Origin of the sequence: Marinobacter salinexigens, assembly GCF_008370345.1 — a bacterium.
Classification (GTDB): Bacteria; Pseudomonadota; Gammaproteobacteria; order Pseudomonadales; family Oleiphilaceae; genus Marinobacter; species Marinobacter salinexigens.
Map to the genome: position 1 here is coordinate 209187 of NZ_VTUU01000004.1, position 20517 is coordinate 229703.

Sequence of the window (20517 nt, forward strand, 5' to 3'; positions counted from 1 at the left end):
GTCCTATCCCTTCCTCTGTTCAGCTTTTTGCTCATCAATTCAGCCCGCCCCCCGGTATTAAAGGGTTTGGGTATTCTGGCACTGCCTTTGCTTTAACCCTCTTATAACGCACAGCCGGCAAAGATTGTCGGGCTTCAGGTGCCGATTTGGGAGGCAGTATGGCGATTTCTTTTGACAAGGCTCTGGGTATTCACCAGTACGCGCTGGAAGCGCGAGTCAAGCGCGCAGAGGTGCTTGCGAATAACCTGGCCAACGCCGATACCCCGGGTTTCAAGGCCCGGGATATAGATTTTCAGACTATGATGGCGCGTGCCCAGCAGGATATGGGCGGGTTCGAAATGAGCCGTACGAACGAGCATCACATGGATACCGGTAAAGGTGGCGCTGATTCGGACCTGATGTACCGTGTTCCACACCAGCCATCGGTGGATGGGAATACCGTGGATGCACAGCAGGAGCAGACCCGTTTCATGCGTAATGCCATGGACTACCAGGCCAGCTTCCAGTTCCTGAACAGCAAATTTTCCGGCCTGACCAAGGCTATTAAAGGCGAGTAAGTCGCAGTAACGCGATCAGCGAAGGAGATTCTCCATGTCATTGGGCAATATTTTTGACATCGCCGGTTCAGGCATGACAGCGCAATCACTGCGGCTTAATACCACCGCGTCCAACATTGCCAACGCGGAGACGGCGAGTTCCAGCATCGATACCACCTATCGTGCCCGTAAGCCGGTGTTTGCGGCTATCCAGCAGTCGATGCTGAACCCGGATCAGCAGGGGGCTGGATTTCCTGTTCAGTCCGGGCCTGGTGCCGGAGTAAGGGTTGAAGGGGTGGTTGAAAGCGATGCTGAGTTGCAGATGCGCTATGAGCCCAATCACCCGGCGGCGAATGAAGACGGGTACGTTTTTTACCCGAACGTGAATGTGGTTGAGGAAATGGCAGACATGATGTCTTCCTCCAGAAGCTTTCAGACAAATGTGGACGTGATGAATACAGCCAAATCCATGATGCAGCGCATTCTGACGCTGGGTCAGCAGTAATTCGGTGAGGAGCAGACAATGAGCGTATCCAGCACAGCCAACGCCAGCGATGTTCTGAGCCAGTATCAGGTCCAGCAGCAAAGCAGTGCGAGCGGGAATAGTGAACTCGGGCGGGGTGAGTTCATGGAACTCATGCTGGCCCAGTTGAAGAATCAGAATCCTCTTGAGCCCCAGGATAATGGCGATTTTATCGCCCAATTGGCCCAGTTCAGTTCTCTGGAAGAGATTCAGAATCTGTCCAGTACGGTGGATGATGCGATGGGCCAGTTCCGTTCCAGTCAGGCGCTTCAGGCCTCGGCGATGGTTGGCAAAACGGTTCTGGCTCCGTCCGGTGTTGGTATTCTCGGGTCTGAAGGCGAAGTGACGGGAACCATTCAGGTGCCGGCCTCTACCGGCGGTGTGAAGCTCAATGTCCTCAATAGCAGCGGCGAGTTGGTAAGGCAATTGGATCTGGGAGCCAGTGAGCCTGGTGTGTTGTCGTTCTCATGGGATGGTACAGATGGCAACGGCAATTCCTTGCCGCAGGGTCCGTACAGCATCGTGGCCTCCGGCAGTTATTCCGGTGGGTCCGAGCAGCTTTCAACGATGGTGAGCGCCAATGTGGACAGTGTTTCCCTTGGACAGGATGGCTCCATCACTCTGAATCTTGCCGGCCTTGGCTCTCTTGCCTTGTCCGACGTTAAACAAATCAACTGATACCGGTGTCAGACCAAGAGGTGAACCATGGCATTTAATACAGGACTCAGTGGCCTGCGGGCAGCATCGGTGGATCTGGACGTAACCGGCAACAATATTGCTAACGCCAGTACCGTAGGGTTCAAAGGTAGTGACGTTCAGTTTGGCGATCTCTATGCCAGTGGCTTCCTCAGCGCGGGCAGCAATCCGATTGGCGATGGCGTTCGGGCTCAGGACGTTAAGCAGTCGTTTAGTCAGGGTAATGTCAGCTTTACCGACAATGGTCTCGACATGGCCATCTCCGGCGACGGCTTCTTTATCCTGAGCAACGGCGGGGAAATCCGGTACAGCCGGGCGGGGCAGTTCGGTATCGACAAAGACGGCTTCGTGGTCAACAGCCAGAGCATGCGGGTGCAGGGCTATACAGCCGATGACGATGGTAATCTCTCGGGGATTCGTGGTGATCTGCAGATCGAAACCGATAACCTGGCGCCGCATCGTACAACGAACCTCGTATCTGATCTGAACCTGGATTCACGGGAAACGGTCCTTGAAACGAGAGTCCGGGATGTGGGGCCTCTTACCTATTCGGACATCGAGAACGAAATCTTTGATGTGTCATACAACGATGGTACTCCCGACTACAACGTTGATCTGACCACAGCAGCAGATGGTACGCCCATCACAACGGCCCGTCAGGCGGCAGCAGCAATCAATGATGCGCCGGGGCTCAGCGCTTCGGCCACCACGACGGCTACGACTCCAATCACCGACGCCTACATTACTGCAGCCGGAGCGGCGGACTTTACCTTCAGTCTGAGCATCAACGGATCGCCGTTGACGGTGGATACCAGCAATATCACGTCGCTGCAGGATCTGGTGGACTCCATCAATAACTCCAGTGAAACCTCGATCTCTGCGTCCATCGTCGATGATGGCGCGGGTAACGATGTGCTGAGGGTGATTCATAACCAGGGGGATACCCTGGAGTACACCTATGGTGATGCATCCGGAAGCGTTGGGCCGACCACGGTTCAGGGTGATGTAAGTATTACCGGCGAGCGGGTGGTTGCCGGTCTGACAGAAGTACCCGTGGGTGGCGATGATGATATTGTGGCGGCGTACGCTGCGTCGCCGATCAGGATTACCAACGAGTTCAATCCCATTGATCAGCGAACCTATAACCACGCAACGTCTACTACGATTTACGACAGCCTGGGTAATCCCCATGAGTTCACCCAGTTCTTTGTGAAGGAGCCGTCTCCGGGTGGTGGCGTGGGTGTCAGTGAGTGGTCTATCTACCTCCAGATTGACGGCGAAATGGTTGGCGGCACGGATGTCACGCCCTACACGGCGCGTTTCGATGAAAGCGGCAACCTGCAGTCCATCAATGGCGACGCGTCCGGCGAAATAGTCATCACCGACTGGACGCCCAAGGACGAAGCTGGCCTGCCTAACGGTGCGGATGGCCCCCCTGCTGTCGGAGCAACGGTGGTTACGCCGATTCCGGAGCCGCCAACCACTTCGGCGTTTGTGCTGAACCTGAGTGAAACCACCCAGTATGGCGCAGCCTTCGGGGTCAATGATCAGCAGCAAAACGGTTACACGACAGGGCGCTTGTCGGGATTGGATGTTTCCGATACCGGTGTGATCTTCGCCCGTTATACGAACGGTCAGTCCAAGGCACTGGGGCAGGTTGCGCTGGCGGCATTCAGTAACACCAATGGTTTGTCTCCGGTGGGGGATACCACCTGGGTGGAAACCTTCGAGTCTGGCCAGCCAATTATCGGTTCCCCTGATACCGGAACCCTTGGGTCTATTGAGGCGAGTTCTGTTGAGGAGTCGAACGTGGACCTCTCCCAGGAACTGGTTAACCTGATCATCGCCCAGCGGAACTATCAGGCCAATGCGAAAACCATCGAGACCTCTGATGCGGTCACCCAGACCATCATCAACCTCCGCTAATCTGCAATAAACTGAACATGGCACGACTCCTGCAGGAAGACTGGTAACAGTCAAAATTCCGGCAGGAGTTTTCCCATGGACAAAGCCCTCTACATCGGTATGTCTGGTGCCAAGCAGAATATGCTGGCCCAGCGTGCCCATGCCAACAACCTGGCGAACGTTAATACCACAGGGTTCAAGAAAGACTTTGCCCAGGCCCGGAGTATGCCGGTGTTTGGTGAACACTACCCGACACGGGCCTATGCCATGACCGAAAGGCCAGGCACCGATCTGTCTGGTGGCGCCTTGATGGATACCGGACGAAAACTTGACGTTGCGGTGGAAAACGAAGGCTGGCTCGCGGTTCAGAATGACCAGGGCGAGGAAGTTTTCACTCGAACTGGCAGCTTGCAGATCGATGTGAACGGAATTGTGCGACTGGCTGGCGGCGAGATGGTCATGGGGAATGGTGGGCCGGTGGCCTTGCCTCCCTTTGAAAACGTTCAGGTTGGCGCTGATGGAACCATTTCCATTGTTCCGGTGGGTGGTGCACCGGATGAATTGGTGGAAGTGGATCGCCTGAAGCTGGTGAACCCACCAGCCGAAGCCCTCGAGAAGGGAACCGATGGATTTATTCGCCGCAAGCCTGACCAGGCTATTGATGGCCCCGAACCGCCCGATGGCAACCTGCGGGTAGCCACTGGATTTCTCGAAGCTTCGAACGTTAACGCCGTTGAAGAGATGATTGCCAATCTTGAGCAGTCACGGCAGTACGAAATGCAGGTGAAGGTCATGCGTACGGCAAACGAGAACTCTGAGGCGACGGCACGGCTGTTGCAAAACCTCTGATAACGACTGAATACAATGGTCTGGCGGGCTAAAAGCGGCAAAAAATGGCCGCTTGGGAAAGTCCCCGGCAAGGAGTAAAGACATGCATCCAGCACTTTGGGTCAGCAAAACCGGGTTGAGCGCGCAGGACACCAATATGTCCACCATCTCGAACAACCTGGCAAACGTGAACACCACCGGTTTCAAGCGGGATCGTGCGGTGTTTCAGGACCTGCTGTACCAGATTCATCGTCAGCCGGGCGGCCTGAGTACCCAGAATTCCGAGTTGCCCTCTGGCCTTCAGCTGGGTACCGGTGTGCGGGTTGTCGGCACTGCCAAGCAGTTTTCCCAGGGCAACCTCCAGATCACCGAGCAGCCTCTGGACATGGCGATCAATGGTCGCGGCTTCCTGCAGGTGCAGTTGCCGGATGGTCAGATCGCTTATACCCGGGATGGCGAGTTCCAGCTCAACTCCAATGGCGACGTGGTCAATCCTGATGGTTACCCGCTCGAGCCGGCCATCACGATTCCGGACAATGCAACCACGGTAACGATCGGCAAGGATGGCACTGTGACTGCCGTGACCGACGACCAGGCGTCACCGGTCAACCTTGGCCAGATCACCTTGGTTGATTTCATTAACCCGCAGGGGTTACAGGCGATTGGGAACAATTTGTTCAAGGCGACCAATGCCAGCGGTGATCCCAACGAGGGTGAAGCCGGCCTGGCGGGACTGGGAACCATTGAGCAGGGATCAGTGGAAGCCTCCAACGTCGAAGTGGTGGAAGAGCTGGTGAACATGATTACCACCCAGCGTGCCTACGAGATGAACTCGAAGGTGGTGTCCACCACTGACCAGATGTTGCAATTCATCACCAACAATATTGGTTAAGCCATGAAACGCATCATTCAAATCAGTAACGTCAGGAGAGCCAGCTCACTGGCACTTGTCGGAGCTCTGATTGTGCTGCAGGGTTGCACCGCGATGAGCCGCCCCCGTGCGATGCCGGATGACCCCCGGTACGCGCCGGTCCGCGCCCAGGCAATGATGCAGGCGGACCCGGCGTCGGGTGCCATCTTCCAGCCATCCCGGAATTACAATTTCTACGGTGATACAACGGCACTGAATATCGGCGATATTCTGACGGTCACCCTGGAAGAATCGACGCAGGCGAGCAAGAACGCGGATACCAGTATCACCAAGGACAATGAGGTGACACTGCCGGAGCCCACGATCCTGGGGAAGGGTAACTTCGGGCTCAACACGTCCTTCAACCATGAGCGTGATTTTGAGGGCTCGGCTGAAGCTGACCAGAGTAACAGCCTGGACGGCAATATCACCGTTACGGTCACCGAGGTACTGCCAAATGGTGTGCTGAGGATTCGAGGTGAAAAGTGGCTGTCGCTGACCAACGGCGATGAATATATCCGGCTGACCGGAATGGTTCGTCCTCAGGATATCCAGCCTGATAACACCGTGGCCTCCACCCGGATTGCCGACGCCCGGATTGCCTATGGTGGCACGGGTGATTTTGATCAGGCCAACCAGATGGGTTGGGCTGCGCGCTTCTTCAACAGTGAGTGGTGGCCGCTATGATGCTGCGAAAGGCCTTTGCCCTGTTTCTGATGCTGTCGGTACTGGCATCTCCGGTGTTGGCAGACCGTCTCAAAGATATGGCCCGCATCAAGGGGGTTCGTAATAACCAGTTGGTGGGTTATGGCCTGGTGGTAGGGCTTGATGGGACGGGGGACAAGGCGCCATTCACGAACCAGTCGTTCCGTAACATGATGAGCCAGTTCGGCGTCACTCTGCCGGACGGGGTAAACCCCAATCTGGCGAATGTTGCTGCGGTCACCGTGAGCGCGACCTTACCAGCCTTTGCCAAGCCGGGTCAGGAACTCGATATTACTGTTTCATCGATTGGTAATGCCGATAGCCTGCGCGGCGGAACACTTTTGATGACCCCGCTGAAAGGCGCAGACGGACAGATCTATGCGATTGGTCAGGGCAGTCTGGTGGTCGGCGGCTTTGATGCCAGTGGCCAGGACGGTTCCCGCATTACGGTAAATATTCCCAGTGTTGGCCGGATTCCCAATGGCGCAACCATTGAGCGGGAAGTGGCCTCGCCGTTCAACAAAGGAGACACCATTACCTTCAACCTCCTGCAGTCCGATTTCACTACGGCCAGGCGGGTGGTTGAGGCCATTAACGGTTACCTTGGACCGGACATGGCTTACGCCCACGACGCCACGTCGATTTCCGTTCGGGCACCGCGGGACCCCTCCCAGAGGGTCAGTTTCCTGTCGATTCTCGAAAATATCGAAGTCGACCCTGCGGAAGAAGCGGCCAAAGTGGTCATCAACAGTCGCACCGGAACTATTGTGGTTGGCCAGAACGTCAAGGTGAGCCCGGCGGCCATCACCCACGGCAACCTGACGGTCACCATTCAGGAAAATCCTGAAATCGTACAGCCTGATCCATTTTCCCGTGGTGAGACGGCCCTGCAGCAGGATAGCCAGATTGCCGTGACTGAAGACCCTGCGCGCATGTTCAAGTTCGGTCCTGCTGTCACCCTGAACGAGATTGTTCAGGCGGTAAACCAGGTGGGCGCTGCGCCGGGTGATGTTATGGCGGTTCTCGAAGCGCTGAAACAGGCAGGCGCACTGCGCGCCGAGCTGATTGTGATCTAGGTGGCATGATGCAGGACTATCAACTCCAGCAGGCGCAGGTTTATACCGATTTCAGCGGATTGAATGCGTTGAAGTCCGAAGCGCACAGCGATAAGCAGGCCGCGCTGCGGGAAGTTGCCCGTCAGTTCGAAAGCATGTTTTTGTCGGAAATGCTGAAGTCCATGCGCAAGGCGGGTGATGTGTTTGCCGAGGGTAATTACCTCAACACCAATCAATCCCAGTTCTACCGGGACATGTTTGATAGCCAGTTGAGCCTTACGATGGCCAACGGTCGGGGCGCAGGCCTGGCGGAGGCATTGGTGCAACAAATGAGCCGGCAGATTCCGGGGATGGATGACAAGGGCGAAAAACTGGCCGGTCACAAGGGCAGTCTCGCGGATTATGACCGATCCTTGCCTGCGATCTCACCAAAACTGGCGGATCAGGTTGAGCAGGTGAAGGCCATCACCGCGGCTGAACCGATGGTGGTCAGTGAGCCGACTGATGATTTACCCGAGCGATTTGAATCCCCGGAGCATTTCGTGAGTACGCTGTTGCCGATGGCGGAACGCATCGCTGAGGAATCAGGCGTTGATGCAAAAGTTATGGTCGCTCAGGCCGCGCTCGAAACCGGTTGGGGACGACACATGATTCGCGGCCAGAACGGTCAGGACCATCAGCACAGCTTCAACCTGTTTGGTATCAAGGCTGACAGCCGCTGGGCAGGAAATTCAGTCTCTATCACGACAACAGAATACCGGGAAGGTATCCCCATGAAGGAGCAGGCTTCGTTCCGGGCCTACCCCGATTATGAATCCAGTTTCAGGGACTATGTGTCGTTCCTGGAGTCGAATCCCCGATACCGAGATGTGCTTGAAGTAGCAGACCAGCCGGAAGTGTTCGCTGAAAAACTTCAGCAGGCAGGTTACGCAACAGATCCGGCATACGGCGAGAAGATTCGCAGAATCATGGCCCGGGATTCCCTGATGACCCTGTCCATAGACAGTGGCGAGCGTAAGGAGTAATCGTTATGGCGGGATTGCTGGGCATTGGTCTGAGTGGCGTGTTAAGCCATCAGACAGCACTGAATACCACCGGTAACAACATTACCAATGCGAACACGCCAGGCTATAGCCGCCAGGAAGTGTTATTCGAAACCCAGGAAGGTCAGCGCACCGGTGCCGGTACCGTGGGCAGTGGCGTTACCATCACCAATATCCGGAGGCTGGCGGACGAGTACCTGTCGCAGCAACTTCGGGAAGACAGCACTCTTTACGGCGAACAGCAGGCCTTGAATTCCGAGCTAAGCCGGCTGGATAACCTGTTGGGTGGTGATACGACAGGCCTTAGCAACGCCCTCAATAATTTCTTTGCCAGTCTTCAGAATGCAGCGGAAGACCCGACATCCCTACCTCAGCGCCAGTTGGTATTGAGCGAAGCCCAGCAGATCGTTAACCGCTTTCAGGGGCTGAACGAGGAATTTGTTCAGCAAAGAGAATCGGTCAAAACGCAAATGCAGCAGGGCGTTGCCGATGCCAATACGCTGCTCAAAAGCATTGCCGATCTGAATCTGGCTATTTCGGAGTCGCCTGGTATTGCCCAGGGTCTGATGCCGAACGAGTTGTTGGATCAGCGTGACCAGAAGCTGAAAGAACTTTCAGAGCTGGTGAGCATTAAAGTGACCCAGACCGAAGGGAGTCAGGTCAATGTTGCGCTAAGCAACGGGCTGGCTCTGGTCGTGGGCAACAACGCCGCAACCCTTGGCACCAGCAAGAGTGCCGAGGACCCCAGTCGCCTTGATTTCACTCTGACCAGCGGTGGTCGCACGCTTAACATCAACGAGCAGATCACCGGGGGCAAACTGGGTGGCCTCTACTATTTTGATAACCAGGCACTGAAGCCCGCGTTTGATGAGTTGGGCCGTATTGCGATTGTGCTGGCCGATACGATCAATCACCAGCATGAAATTGGAATGGACCTGGAAGGTGATCTGGGCGGTTTGTTCTTTAACGACATCAACTCCCTGGAAGCCCAGCGCAGCCGGGTGGTGACCAATGCCAATAATCAGTTGCCCCAGAACGGATTGCTGGCGGTTGAGATAACCGACAGTTCGGCACTGGGAGGCAACAGCTACACCATCCAGTTCTCAGGTGATGGCAGTAGCTATGAGGTATTGGACAACCTCACTGGCGAAACAGTGAATCAAGGGCGCCTGCCAGATCCTGTTCAGTCTGAAATCACATTGCCCGGGTTCAACATCCGCATTGAGGGTGGCACCTTCAATGCCGGAGACAAATACCTGATTCAGCCAACCCGCAATGCAGCGGAGAGCATAGGCCTGCAGATTAACCGTGAGGAAGATCTGGCTTTTGCCAGTCCCATCCGGGCCTCCGCCAGCGATCAGAATATCGGAACCGGCGAGATTGATCAGGGCACCATGCTGAATGTGCGGAACCCTTTTACTAACTCGTTGCTGCCGGGATTTCAGTCGGCCGGAGAGCTCAGCAACGGGCCGTTAACTGTCGAATTTGCTGACGATGGCGCGGGGGGGCTGACCTTCACCGTAACCGACGTTAGCGGAACCGTGATCGGTGCGGCTAATCAGCCCTATGCGGTTGGCGAAATCAACGAGCTGTTTACGGAAGACCCGGCAGCCGGGGCCGCCTATCAGGGCTTTCAGTTCCGGGTGACTGGCGAACCGGCACCGGGGGATACCTTCTCCATCGGCTACAACAGCAACGGCATATCCGATAACCGGAATGCAGAGCTTCTGGCTGGGCTTGGTACCGCCAATACGATGAATAACGGTACCCAGAACTTCACTGAAGGCTACGCCGGGCTGGTGGAAGATATTGGTGTAAAAACCCGCCAGAGCCAGCTTGATATGGAGGCCAGCAAGACCCTGGTAGAGCAGTCGACCGCTCAGAGGGAGAGTGTTTCCGGCGTTAACCTGGATGAGGAAGCGGGCAGGTTGATTCAGTACCAGGCAGCGTATAACGCGTCGGCGCGTGTTATGTCGGTGGCCCAGGATTTGTTCGATACATTGCTGCAGACGTTTCGTTGATCACAGCGGCGCAAGCAGTAAGAGGTGACGTGCGATGATGCGAATTTCATCCCAACAGATTTTTTCCAGCGGTATCAGCCGGCTGCAAGAGCTGAATACCAGCCTGAACAATACCCAGCAGCAGATATCCACGGGCAAGCGGGTTAACCAGCCATCGGACGACCCGGTTGCTGCCGCCAGGATACTCAAGCTGGATCAGGAGCTGGCGCGGGTAGAAACCTATCAGCGCAATGTCGATCTGGCGGATAACCGGCTCAGCCAGGAAGAGAGCGCACTCCAGAGTGCCACGGATATTATTCAGCGGATCAGGGAGCTTACCGTTCAGGCCGGTAACGGCGCATTGTCTGTCAATGACCGGCAGTCCATTGCTTCGGAAATGAAAGAGCGCCTGGAACAGTTAGCAACGGTCGCGAACACTCAGGATGCATCCGGAGAGTATATCTTCAGTGGCTTCCAGGGATCGGTTCAGTCGTTCAAGCAGGACGCGACGGGCAGTTGGGTTTATCAGGGCGACGAAGGCCAGCGGGTGCTGGAGATCGACGATGGCGTAACCGTTCCGATCAGCGACCATGGAAAGGGCATTTTTGTGAATGTTCCGGAGGCGATTACTGGAGAGCACACCAATCTCGTTAACCCTGATGCCTATATTTCCGGGGTCAAGCTGGTGAGTGAGGCGGATCTGGCGGCGGAATACCCGAATGCGTTTCCGGATGATATCACGGTAGAAATTCAGGCAGACGGTACTCTCCTTGCGATCGACGCGCAGGGGGATGTGTTAACCGTTGAGCCTGCAACCTATGAGAGCGGAGAGCCGTTCGTGGTTGCAGGCATCGAAATGACCATTACGGATGCTGTACCGGGAGCGGGGGATCAGTTCACCATCGACGTGAATGGTAAACAGTCGGTCTTTGCAAGTATCGAAAACCTGATTGCCGGCTTGACGACCCTGGACAAATCCACGGGGCAGGGGAATTCTGCCTATGATGACCTGATCGCTCAGTCTCTGGTTAACCTGGATAATGCTCAGGAAAGTATGGTCCTCAAGCAAACCGAGATCGGTGGTCGGATGAACGCGGTTGAGTCCACAAAAACGTTCCTGGAGGATTCATCGGTTTACAGCAATGAAATTCGCTCCCAGTTGCAGGATGTGGACTACGCCGAAGCGATCAGTAACCTGAGCTTTCAGAGCTTCGTGTTGCAAGCTGCGCAGCAGTCATTTGCACAGGTTTCCCAGCTTTCTTTGTTCGATAGATTGTAAATAATTGACGCAGCGGGCAGATCTGCCCGCTGACGTGTTGATTTCGCGGATAAGCTCAGTATAATCCCCTCACTCTCCGATGGCGGCGTGGTGAAATTGGTAGACACGACGGATTCAAAATCCGTTGGGGTAAAACCCGTGGCGGTTCGAGTCCGCCCGCCGCTACCACTTTCCTGCAGTGTCACGACATACCCACTCCATGAACGTCTCTGATTTTCATTTTGATCTGCCCGATGAACTGATTGCCCGATATCCGCTTTCAGATCGCACAGCCTCGCGTCTTCTATGCCTTGAAGGTATTACCGGTGGGACGCATCATCGCCAATTTTCCGATCTTCCTGGTCTGCTTCAGCCCGGTGACCTGCTGGTATTCAATGATACCCGGGTGATTCCTGCGCGCTTGTTCGGCAAAAAGGAAACTGGCGGGCAGGTCGAGGTATTGGTAGAGCGGGTAACCGGTCAGCATGAGATCATGGCCCATGTCCGTGCTTCCAAGGCCCTGAAAACGGGGCAGGCGGTCATTCTCGAAGACGGTACGCTGCTAAGAATGACCGGGCGCGACGATGCGATCTTCCACCTGAAGTGCGAGGCATCTGAGCCGGTTCTGGATGTGCTTGAGCGTATTGGCCACATGCCACTGCCGCCGTATGTCGACCGTCCTGATGAATCCACTGACCGGGAACGCTATCAAACCGTATACGCCCGTGAAGCGGGCGCCGTCGCTGCACCTACCGCTGGACTGCATTTTGACGAGGCGATGCTGGAAAAACTTCGCGCGCAGGGGGTTGAAACCGCGTTCGTTACCCTGCATGTAGGGGCGGGCACGTTCCAGCCTGTGCGGGTTGACCGGATCGAAGATCATGTCATGCACAGCGAAGTGGTTCAGGTATCCCAGGAAACCGTCGATGCGGTTGAGCGCGCCAGGGCCCGGGGTGGCCGGGTTGTTGCCGTAGGCACAACGTCTGTGCGTTCCCTTGAATCGGCGAGCAGAGGCGGTCGTCTGCAAGCCTTCCAGGGCGAAACCGATATCTTTATCCACCCGGGATACCGTTTCCAGACCGTAGACGCCTTGATTACCAATTTCCATTTGCCGGAATCCACGCTGATCATGCTGGTCAGCGCGTTTGCCGGTTATGAAAACGTTATGAACGCCTACCGGGAAGCTGTCGCTGAGCGTTACCGGTTTTTCAGCTATGGCGATGCCATGTTTATCACCGGACAGGAGCCCAGTCGCGGAATGCTTCAGGCTCCGTCGGGATCATCTATCGAATCACGTCCAGAGAGTGGCGGGGAGGCTGTGTGACCCAGACCTGTTTCATGTCTTTTGAGAAGCTCGGCGAGGATGGCCGCGCACGCCGGGGTAGGCTCACGTTTCCCCGTGGCACTGTGGAAACGCCGGCCTTCATGCCTGTGGGGACCTATGGAACGGTGAAGGGCATGTTACCCCGTGATATCGAGGAAATCGGTGCTGAAATCATTCTCGGTAACACCTTCCATCTGATGCTGCGTCCGGGTACTGAAGTGGTAAAGGCTCATGGTGATCTCCACGACTTTACCCAGTGGAAAGGGCCGATCCTGACCGATTCCGGCGGTTTCCAGGTGTTCAGCCTGGGCGACATGCGAAAAATCACCGAGGAGGGCGTAAAGTTCCGCTCACCGGTCGATGGTTCCCCGGTTGAGCTGTCACCGGAGATTGCCATGCAGGTTCAGCGTGATCTGGGTTCCGACATTGTCATGATTTTTGACGAATGTACCCCGTATCCTGCCACAGAGCGCGAAGCTAAGGATTCCATGGAGCTGTCTCTGCGCTGGGCCGGTCGGAGCAAGAAGGCTCACGAAGGTAATCCGTCGGCACTGTTCGGTATTGTTCAGGGCGGAATGTATGAACACCTGCGGGATCGTTCGCTGGAAGGCCTGACAGAGATTGGTTTTGACGGCTACGCCATCGGCGGACTCTCGGTTGGTGAACCCAAAGACGATATGATCCGGATTCTGGATCATCTGCCTCCCAAAATGCCTGAAGACAAGCCCCGCTACCTGATGGGCGTTGGTCGACCGGAAGATATTGTTGAGGCTGTGCGCCGCGGCGTGGATATGTTCGACTGCGTGATGCCGACCCGGAATGCCAGGAATGGCTATCTGTTCACATCAACCGGCATCGTAAAGATCCGAAACGCGAAGAACCGTCACGACACGGGTCCTCTGGATGACCGATGCGACTGTTACACATGCAAGAATTTTTCTAAAAGTTACTTGCATCACCTTGATAAGTGCGGAGAAATGCTTGGCTCTCAGTTGAACACAATTCACAACCTCAGGTTCTATCAGAACCTTATGGCTGGATTGCGTGGGGCCATTGAAGCAGGTACATTGTCGGACTTTGTATCAGAGTTCTACGCACTTCGCGGCGAAAGCGTACCACCGCTGGCCGAAGCCTGAATTGGAAGTCTGAATTAATTGCTTAATCAACGGAGAAACTTAATGAAGTCAATCAAAATGCTCCTCGCTGGTCTGGTAGCGATGATGCCGGCACTGGCAATGGCACAGGACCCGGCAGCTCAGGGTATGGGTGTAATGGGGCAGGTCATCTTCTTTGCCGGTTTTATCGCCATCTTTTACTTCCTGATCTGGCGTCCGCAATCCAAGCGTGCGAAAGAGCACAAGAACCTGATGTCCGGCCTGAACAAAGGTGATGAGGTTGTGACTTCTGGCGGTGTTGCCGGCAAGATCACCAAGGTAACTGACGACTTTATCGTTATCGAAGTTGCCGACAATGTTGAAATCAAGGTTCAGAAGGTTGCTGTTGCAGCGGCTCTTCCGAAGGGCACTCTGAAAGATATCTGAGCCTGAGGCCGCCTTTTATGGCGGCCTGATTTTTTCTGGCAGAAACACCACGGCCGTCCAGCCGGTCGGCTAAAAGGGATCCCATGCTTAACAAGTACCCGCTCTGGAAAAACCTGGTTATCCTGGTCGCGCTTGTGATCGGGTTTATCTACGCCTTACCTAACCTCTTCCCTGATGATTACGCTGTTCAGATTACTGGTGCCCGGAGCAGCACCGAGGTGAACACCGACATTCTGGATCGCGCTGTTCAGGCCCTTGAGTCTGAGGGTATCGAGGTTAAAAGCAGCGCGCTGCAGGATCGTAACGCCCTTATTCGTCTGACCAGCGCTGATGCCCAGTTGCAGGCCCGGCCTGTGGTCCAGAGTGCGCTGGGTCGTGAGTACCTGGTTGCCCTGAATATGGCGCCATCCACCCCTGAATGGCTGAAGAGCATGGGCGCTGGCCCGATGAAGCTTGGCCTTGATTTGCGTGGTGGGGTTCACTTCCTGCTCGAAGTGGATATGGAAACGGCGGTTAACCAGCGTCTTGAAGCGCTGTCCAGCCAGATCAAGGGAGACCTTCGGGAAGAGCGGATTCGCTATCGCGGCGGTGATGTACAGGGTCAGCGTGAGATCGTACTGAGCTTCCGTGATGAAGAGGCGAGGGCGGAAGCATTCGACCTGATCCGTGGTAAGTACAACCAGTTCCTGATGGACGAGCAAACTGAAGATGGCGATCTCCAGATTGTTCTGTCGCTTTCTGAAGCTGAAGTGAAATCTATTCAGGAATACGCCCTTGAGCAGAACCTTACCACCATCCGTAACCGGGTGAACGAGCTGGGCGTTGCTGAGCCGTTGGTTCAGCGCCAGGGTGCTGATCGCATTATTGTTGAGCTGCCAGGTGTGCAGGATACCGCTCAGGCCAAACGGGTCCTGGGGGCAACTGCCAACCTGGAATTCCGTATGGAAGCCCGCCAGGACGCTTCCGCTGCCGAGATTGAAACGTTCGGGTTCCGGGATACCCCCCAGCGAACAGCTCGCCTTGAAAAAGACGTTATCACTACGGGTAACAACGTTTCCAACGCCCAGCAGGCGTTTGACGAGAATGGTCAGCCTCAGGTCAATATCACCATGGACTCCGTGGGTGGTGACCAGATGAACAGGGCAACCCGCAATGCGATTGGCCGCCGTATGGCTGTGCTCTTCATTGAGTTCCGTACGGAAACCGAGAATCGCATGGTGGATGGTGAGATGACCGCGGTCGAGAAGCGCGTTGTCGACAAGGGCATTATCAGTCTGGCGACGGTCCAGTCCGCGCTGGGCAGTAGTTTCCGGATTACGGGTCTCGATTCGATTCCGGAAGCGTCCGAGCTGGCCCTGCTGTTGCGGGCCGGTGCGCTTGCAGCGCCGATGTATTTTGTTCAGGAACGTACGATTGGTCCCAGCCTGGGGCAGCAGAACATTGATGCCGGCATGATGTCGGTGGCATTGGGCTTTGCGTTGGTACTGGCCTATATGCTGGCTTACTACCGTGGCTTCGGTCTGATTGCCAATGTGTCTCTGACTCTCAACCTGATGCTGTTGATCGCCTGTATGTCGATTCTGTCAGCGACTCTGACCCTTCCCGGTATTGCCGGTATCGTTTTGACAGTCGGTATGGCGGTTGATGCCAACGTGCTGATATTCGAGCGAATCCGAGAGGAGCTGAAGGCTGGGGTGCCACCGCAGTCGGCGATCAATTCCGGGTATTCAAGGGCGTTTGTGTCTATTTTCGATGCCAACATCACCACGCTTCTGGTGGCTGTGATCCTGTTCGCTATGGGCTCAGGTCCTGTGAAGGGCTTTGCAGTGACGCTGTGCCTCGGGATCATGACCTCCATGTTCAGTGGTCTGATGGTCAGTCGTAGCATCGTCAATCTGGTTTATGGAGGTCGAAAGATCGAGAAATTGTCGATCGGAGGAAAGCAGGTCAATGTCTGATCAAGCGAAAAAGCCATTTGATTTTATGGGGCTGCGGAAAATCGCTTCCGTGTTCTCTATCACTTTGCTGGTAGCGTCTGTCATTCTTCTGTCTGTGCGGGGCCTTAATCTCGGCATGGATTTCACTGGCGGAACGTCGGTAGAGTTTGAGTACGCGTCAGCCCCGTCTCTGGATGAGATTCGGACAACCCTCACTGAGGCCGGGTACGACCAGTTTGTTGTACAAAACTTCGGTGCGGACACGACGGTGCTGGTTCGCCTTGCCGAAGCCGGCAATGACGAGCTTGCGAAAGATGTGACGTCGGCGCTGCAGGCCGGTGGCGAGCAGCTGGAACTTGTGAGTTCCGAGTTTATCGGTTCTCAGGTTGGTGATGAGCTCCGTGAGAGCAGCGGTCTGGGGTTATTGTTGGCGCTGGCTGTAGTGCTGATCTATGTCGGCATGCGGTTCCAGTTCAAGTTTGGTATTGCCTCTGTTCTTCCGCTCGCCCATGACGTTGTGATTGTTCTGGGGGTGTTTGCGTTGTTCCAGTGGACGTTCGACCTCACGGTACTGGCTGCATTGTTGGCGATCATCGGTTATTCGCTGAATGATACGATCGTTGTCGCTGATCGAATTCGGGAGAACTTCCGAAAGATGCGGGTCGGCGATTCCTGGGAAATCATCAATAGCTCAATTCACCAGACCATTGGTCGTACCATCAATACATCGGGGACGACGCTGGTTGTTCTGATCGCTCTTTACGTATTTGGTGGTGAGGCAATTAACAACTTTGCCCTGGCGCTGATTATTGGCGTGGTTGTGGGTACTTATTCTTCCATCTACGTTTCGGCGAACCTTCTGATCGCGTTTGGAGTTACCCGAGAGGATCTGATCCTTCCAGCAAAGGAAGGCGCTGCGGGCGCAGAGGAAGAAGAACAGCCGCCCGAATGGCTGAATCGGATGTAAGGGTGTCGCCACGTAGGTGGTACAAAAAAACCGCCAACTCTCAGGAGTGGCGGTTTTTTTATGCCTGCTTGATGCCGATTAACGCGGCAGGCGGCCCCGGTACGGATGAAGGGCTTTGAGCACTTCCCGGAAAAGCTTCGGGTTTGCGACAACGAGTTGGCGAGCACCGGCGGTAGAAGGGTTGCCGGAGAAGTCTCCGGTCAGCGCGCCGGATTCCATAGCCAGGGTTGCACCAAGTTCGAGGTCTGTGGCTTCCGGCCGGAAGATAACCGCTGCATCCAGGTTGCCTGAGGCGACGCGTGCAATATCGAGAACTGCGCAACCGGAGGTCCGGAACATTGCGGAGTGTTGGGCCAGCACGGTAGACATTTCGCCCCACAATTGCGGATCTTCGCTCTTGCGGGTCTGGTCCAGCAGGTTGCTCGCAATGGCGGCTTTGCCTGTGACCTTGGTGTCGGATGTGCGGATACGGCGGCTGTTAAGTGCTGCGCCGTGGCCTCGGCTGGCCGAGAACTCTTCACCAGTAATCGGGTTAACGATCAACAGATTCTCGGTCCGGTTGTTCTTCTTCTGCGCGAGAGCAATGGCAAACTCCGGGATACCACGCAGGAAATTGTCGCGGCCGAGTACCGGGAAAATGTGCCAGCTCTTCTCGCTGCTGCCAGCATCTGCCTCATTCAGAGGGGCAATGCTGTGATCCTTGTAGGCCTTTTCAAGCTGCTCCAGGAAACTGTCATAAATGGACTGTTCTACACGGTCCAGCTGGCGACGGCGTTCTTCGTCGTCGTTGGCGTTGGAGGCTTGGCGCTCAAAGTGGGCTTTCAGATAGTCCGACCCCTGACGCGCAACGCGCAGGGCCATTTTAATCGCTGGTTGCATCTGAGTGTTCATTATCCGGATGTGTGAAGGCCGGGTATGATAGCAAAAGATAGCTGCGCTTGTACGTTTTTTGACTCAGCAATACCACGGATGATGGCTAATTGCGGGTTCTTCGGAGGCGCGGGGGCGTGGCAGTTTCTGCTATCATTGCGTCCTTTACTCATTCTGCTTGGATTCGTTCGCAATGCACAAGCCGGCACTTCCTCTGGAAGGTACTGACACGTTCCAGGACCAGATTCGTATCGTACTGGTCGAAACTTCCCATTCAGGCAATATCGGTGCGGTTGCCCGCGCCATGAAAAATATGGGGTTGGGTAATCTCTGGCTGGTCAATCCCAACTCTTTCCCTGATGAAGCTTCCTATGCCCGCTCTTCCGGTGCCTCGGATGTTCTCGATCGGGCAACAGTGGTGTCCACGCTGGATGAAGCCATCGCTGATTGCGTTGTGGTTATGGGTACCAGTGCCCGCGGGCGGAAAGTTCCCTGGCCGGTTATTGCGCCGCCCGATGCAGCGGCTACAGCCTCAGAGGCTGCAAAAGGCGGCCGGGTTGCCCTGGTGTTTGGCCGTGAAAACCATGGTCTGAGTAATGATGAGCTTCAGCGTTGTCATTACCACATCCATATCCCGTCTAACCCCGAATACAGTTCGCTGAATCTTGCTATGGCGGTTCAGGTCATGTGCTATGAATTGCGGATGCACTACTTACGGGGGCTTGAAGGTGAAGAAGGGAGCCCATACTTAAAGGCCATGACTCGGCCGGGGGATGAGGGGTGGGATGTCCCTCCAGCGGAAGTGCATGACGTAGAGGGATTCTTTGGTCATCTTGAGCAGGTTTTGGTGGATGTGGACTTTCATCGTCGCGAAAATCCGCGTCAGTTGATGACCCGGCTGCGCAGGCTGTTTCAGCGTGCCGGGCTTGACCAAATGGAAATTAATATCCTGCGAGGCATACTGACCGCCGTGCAAAAGGCGGCAGGCACTCACGGCAAAGCCCAGGGTTTGGGTAAAAACAATGAGGCCGTCGACAAAGCGGCAGAACAGGAAGATGGGCATGTTTGAGAGATTGAGGGAAGACGTTAGCAGTGTTTTTCATCGGGATCCGGCTGCGCGGAACACGTTTGAAGTTCTCACCAACTATCCGGGGCTCCATGCCCTTCTGCTTCACCGGTTTGCTCATTGGTTGTGGAATCTGGGTCTGAAATGGCTCGCTCGTACCATTTCGACGATTTCCCGGTGGCTGACCGGTATCGAGATCCATCCTGGGGCAACCATCGGTCGGCGTTTCTTCATCGATCACGGTATGGGGGTTGTGATCGGCGAAACAACGGTTATAGGCGATGACGTCACCCTGTACCAGGGCGTCACCCTTGGTGGAACCAGTTGGAATAAGGGTAAGCGGCACCCCACGATCGGTAACGGCGTTGTAGTTGGCGCCGGCGCCAAAATTCTCGGTCCGTTTGAGGTGGGTGAGGGAGCGAAAGTAGGTTCCAATTCTGTGGTCACCAAGGAAGTGCCTGCCGGTGCTACGGTCGTTGGCATTCCAGGGCGGGTCATCATCAAGCGTCAAACCGAAGATGAGGTGCGCCGCAAAGAAATGGAAGAGCGCATGGGCTTTGATGCCTACGGTGTTACTGAAGAGATGCCGGACCCGGTAGCTCGTGCTGTTCGTTCGCTGTTGGATCACATGCACGCGGTGGATGATCGCATCGACTCTATGTGCAAGGCACTTCGCACGGTCAACAGTGAATACCAGAATGGAGAGTTGCCGCCATTGCAGGAAGAGGATTTCGATTGTGTTCGTGATCCGGGCGAGGAGAAGCAGGGTTGAATACTTGACTGATTTACTCGGTCAATACATACTCGCTGCTGTTAACCGAGATTCAATCCCGCCTTGGGGCTGACGCTATGAAACTGACCACCAAAGGCCGTTATGCCGTTACGGCAATGCTGGATCTTGCTCTCCATGGAGATCAGGGGCCGGTCAGTCTTGCGGACATTTCCGCTCGTCAGGAAATCTCGTTGTCCTACCTGGAACAGCTTTTTTCCCGTCTGCGCAGGCAAAAGCTTGTTATCAGCATACGCGGCCCTGGTGGTGGTTACCGTCTGAGCCGCAATGCCGATGAAGTGTATGTTGCCGAAGTTGTCGATGCTGTCAGCGAGTCCCTGGATACGACTCGTTGCGGTAACAAGGGCGACTGCCAGAATGGCGAGAAGTGCCTGACTCACCATCTCTGGTCAGATCTGAGTGATCAGATTCACCAGTTCCTCAGTCAAATCAGCCTCGGCGATCTGATGAAAAAGCGGGAAATCCGCAACGTGGCGGATCGGCAGAATCGCCTCCAGTCATCAGGTGTCGATTCTGAAACCATTAACACCGAACGCCTGTCAGACCAGGCGGCGGTCTGAAAC

The 20517-nt window shown here is 55.4% G+C and carries 20 protein-coding genes and 1 tRNA gene; 20 read left to right on the top strand and 1 reads right to left on the bottom strand.

Translation table 11 applies throughout. The annotated features are described in order from the left end of the window. Positions 1–158: 158 nt before the first annotated feature. The 17 genes from flgB (at position 159) to secF (ending at position 17228) form a co-directional block, all read left to right on the top strand. Entirely contained in the window at positions 159–557 is a 399-nt protein-coding gene (gene flgB, locus FWJ25_RS10590) for a flagellar basal body rod protein FlgB (protein ID WP_149600254.1), read from the top strand. A 34-nt stretch (positions 558–591) separates the two neighbouring features. After that, positions 592–1041 carry a flagellar basal body rod protein FlgC gene (flgC, locus tag FWJ25_RS10595; protein WP_149600255.1) on the top strand — a complete coding sequence of 150 codons (450 nt, stop codon included), beginning with the start codon at positions 592–594 and terminating at the stop codon, positions 1039–1041. 18 nt (positions 1042–1059) lie between these two features. Further along, positions 1060–1737: a flagellar hook assembly protein FlgD gene (locus FWJ25_RS10600; RefSeq protein WP_149600256.1), complete on the top strand. Its 678-nt coding sequence runs from the start codon at positions 1060–1062 to the stop codon at positions 1735–1737. Between the two features lie 27 nt (positions 1738–1764). Further along, entirely contained in the window at positions 1765–3681 is a 1917-nt protein-coding gene (locus FWJ25_RS10605; protein ID WP_149600257.1) for a flagellar hook protein FlgE, read from the top strand. A gap of 75 nt (positions 3682–3756) precedes the next feature. Continuing rightward, a complete protein-coding gene (locus FWJ25_RS10610) occupies positions 3757–4509 on the top strand; it encodes a flagellar basal body rod protein FlgF (RefSeq protein ID WP_149600258.1) in 753 nt (250 codons plus the stop codon). Between the two features lie 82 nt (positions 4510–4591). Next, positions 4592–5380 (top strand): flagellar basal-body rod protein FlgG, encoded by a 789-nt coding sequence (gene flgG, locus FWJ25_RS10615; RefSeq protein WP_149600259.1) that lies wholly within the window; start codon positions 4592–4594, stop codon positions 5378–5380. Between the two features lie 3 nt (positions 5381–5383). Continuing rightward, positions 5384–6085 (top strand): flagellar basal body L-ring protein FlgH, encoded by a 702-nt coding sequence (flgH, locus tag FWJ25_RS10620; RefSeq protein ID WP_149600260.1) that lies wholly within the window; start codon positions 5384–5386, stop codon positions 6083–6085. Further along, positions 6082–7179 (top strand): flagellar basal body P-ring protein FlgI, encoded by a 1098-nt coding sequence (locus FWJ25_RS10625; protein ID WP_149600261.1) that lies wholly within the window; start codon positions 6082–6084, stop codon positions 7177–7179. Before flgH ends, FWJ25_RS10625 begins: the two co-directional genes overlap by 4 nt. Before the next feature lie 8 nt (positions 7180–7187). Beyond that, positions 7188–8183, top strand: coding sequence for a flagellar assembly peptidoglycan hydrolase FlgJ (gene flgJ, locus FWJ25_RS10630; protein ID WP_149600262.1), 996 nt, complete (start codon positions 7188–7190; stop codon positions 8181–8183). 5 nt (positions 8184–8188) lie between these two features. Next, complete coding sequence (flgK, locus tag FWJ25_RS10635) at positions 8189–10222, top strand: flagellar hook-associated protein FlgK (RefSeq protein WP_149600263.1); 2034 nt, start codon at positions 8189–8191, stop codon at positions 10220–10222. A 34-nt stretch (positions 10223–10256) separates the two neighbouring features. After that, positions 10257–11480 carry a flagellar hook-associated protein FlgL gene (gene flgL, locus FWJ25_RS10640; RefSeq protein ID WP_149600264.1) on the top strand — a complete coding sequence of 408 codons (1224 nt, stop codon included), beginning with the start codon at positions 10257–10259 and terminating at the stop codon, positions 11478–11480. Positions 11481–11561: 81 nt separating this feature from the next. Next, a tRNA-Leu gene (locus FWJ25_RS10645) sits at positions 11562–11648 on the top strand. A gap of 31 nt (positions 11649–11679) precedes the next feature. Beyond that, positions 11680–12783 carry a tRNA preQ1(34) S-adenosylmethionine ribosyltransferase-isomerase QueA gene (gene queA, locus FWJ25_RS10650; protein ID WP_149600265.1) on the top strand — a complete coding sequence of 368 codons (1104 nt, stop codon included), beginning with the start codon at positions 11680–11682 and terminating at the stop codon, positions 12781–12783. Positions 12784–12797: 14 nt separating this feature from the next. Continuing rightward, a complete protein-coding gene (gene tgt, locus FWJ25_RS10655; protein WP_149600412.1) occupies positions 12798–13919 on the top strand; it encodes a tRNA guanosine(34) transglycosylase Tgt in 1122 nt (373 codons plus the stop codon). A 42-nt stretch (positions 13920–13961) separates the two neighbouring features. Further along, complete coding sequence (yajC, locus tag FWJ25_RS10660; RefSeq protein ID WP_149600266.1) at positions 13962–14324, top strand: preprotein translocase subunit YajC; 363 nt, start codon at positions 13962–13964, stop codon at positions 14322–14324. Positions 14325–14407: 83 nt separating this feature from the next. Continuing rightward, positions 14408–16282, top strand: coding sequence for a protein translocase subunit SecD (gene secD / locus FWJ25_RS10665; protein WP_149600267.1), 1875 nt, complete (start codon positions 14408–14410; stop codon positions 16280–16282). Further along, entirely contained in the window at positions 16275–17228 is a 954-nt protein-coding gene (gene secF / locus FWJ25_RS10670) for a protein translocase subunit SecF (protein WP_149600268.1), read from the top strand. Before secD ends, secF begins: the two co-directional genes overlap by 8 nt. A 78-nt stretch (positions 17229–17306) precedes the next feature. Here secF and FWJ25_RS10675 read toward each other — a convergent pair whose 3' ends face one another. Then, complete coding sequence (locus FWJ25_RS10675) at positions 17307–18107, bottom strand: inositol monophosphatase family protein (RefSeq protein WP_149600269.1); 801 nt, start codon at positions 18105–18107, stop codon at positions 17307–17309. Between the two features lie 184 nt (positions 18108–18291). Between FWJ25_RS10675 and trmJ the strand changes: the two genes are divergently transcribed. The 3 genes from trmJ to iscR all read left to right on the top strand — a co-directional run bounded on the left by trmJ (position 18292) and on the right by iscR (position 20514). Next, positions 18292–19167, top strand: a complete 876-nt coding sequence (gene trmJ, locus FWJ25_RS10680; RefSeq protein ID WP_149600270.1) for a tRNA (cytosine(32)/uridine(32)-2'-O)-methyltransferase TrmJ — start codon at positions 18292–18294, stop codon at positions 19165–19167. Beyond that, the gene (gene cysE / locus FWJ25_RS10685) at positions 19160–19936 is read left to right on the top strand and encodes a serine O-acetyltransferase (RefSeq protein ID WP_149600271.1); all 777 of its coding nucleotides are present in this window, start codon (positions 19160–19162) and stop codon (positions 19934–19936) included. The genes trmJ and cysE overlap by 8 nt, the downstream gene beginning before the upstream one ends. A 77-nt stretch (positions 19937–20013) precedes the next feature. Beyond that, complete coding sequence (iscR, locus tag FWJ25_RS10690) at positions 20014–20514, top strand: Fe-S cluster assembly transcriptional regulator IscR (RefSeq protein ID WP_149600272.1); 501 nt, start codon at positions 20014–20016, stop codon at positions 20512–20514. Positions 20515–20517 lie beyond the last annotated feature (3 nt).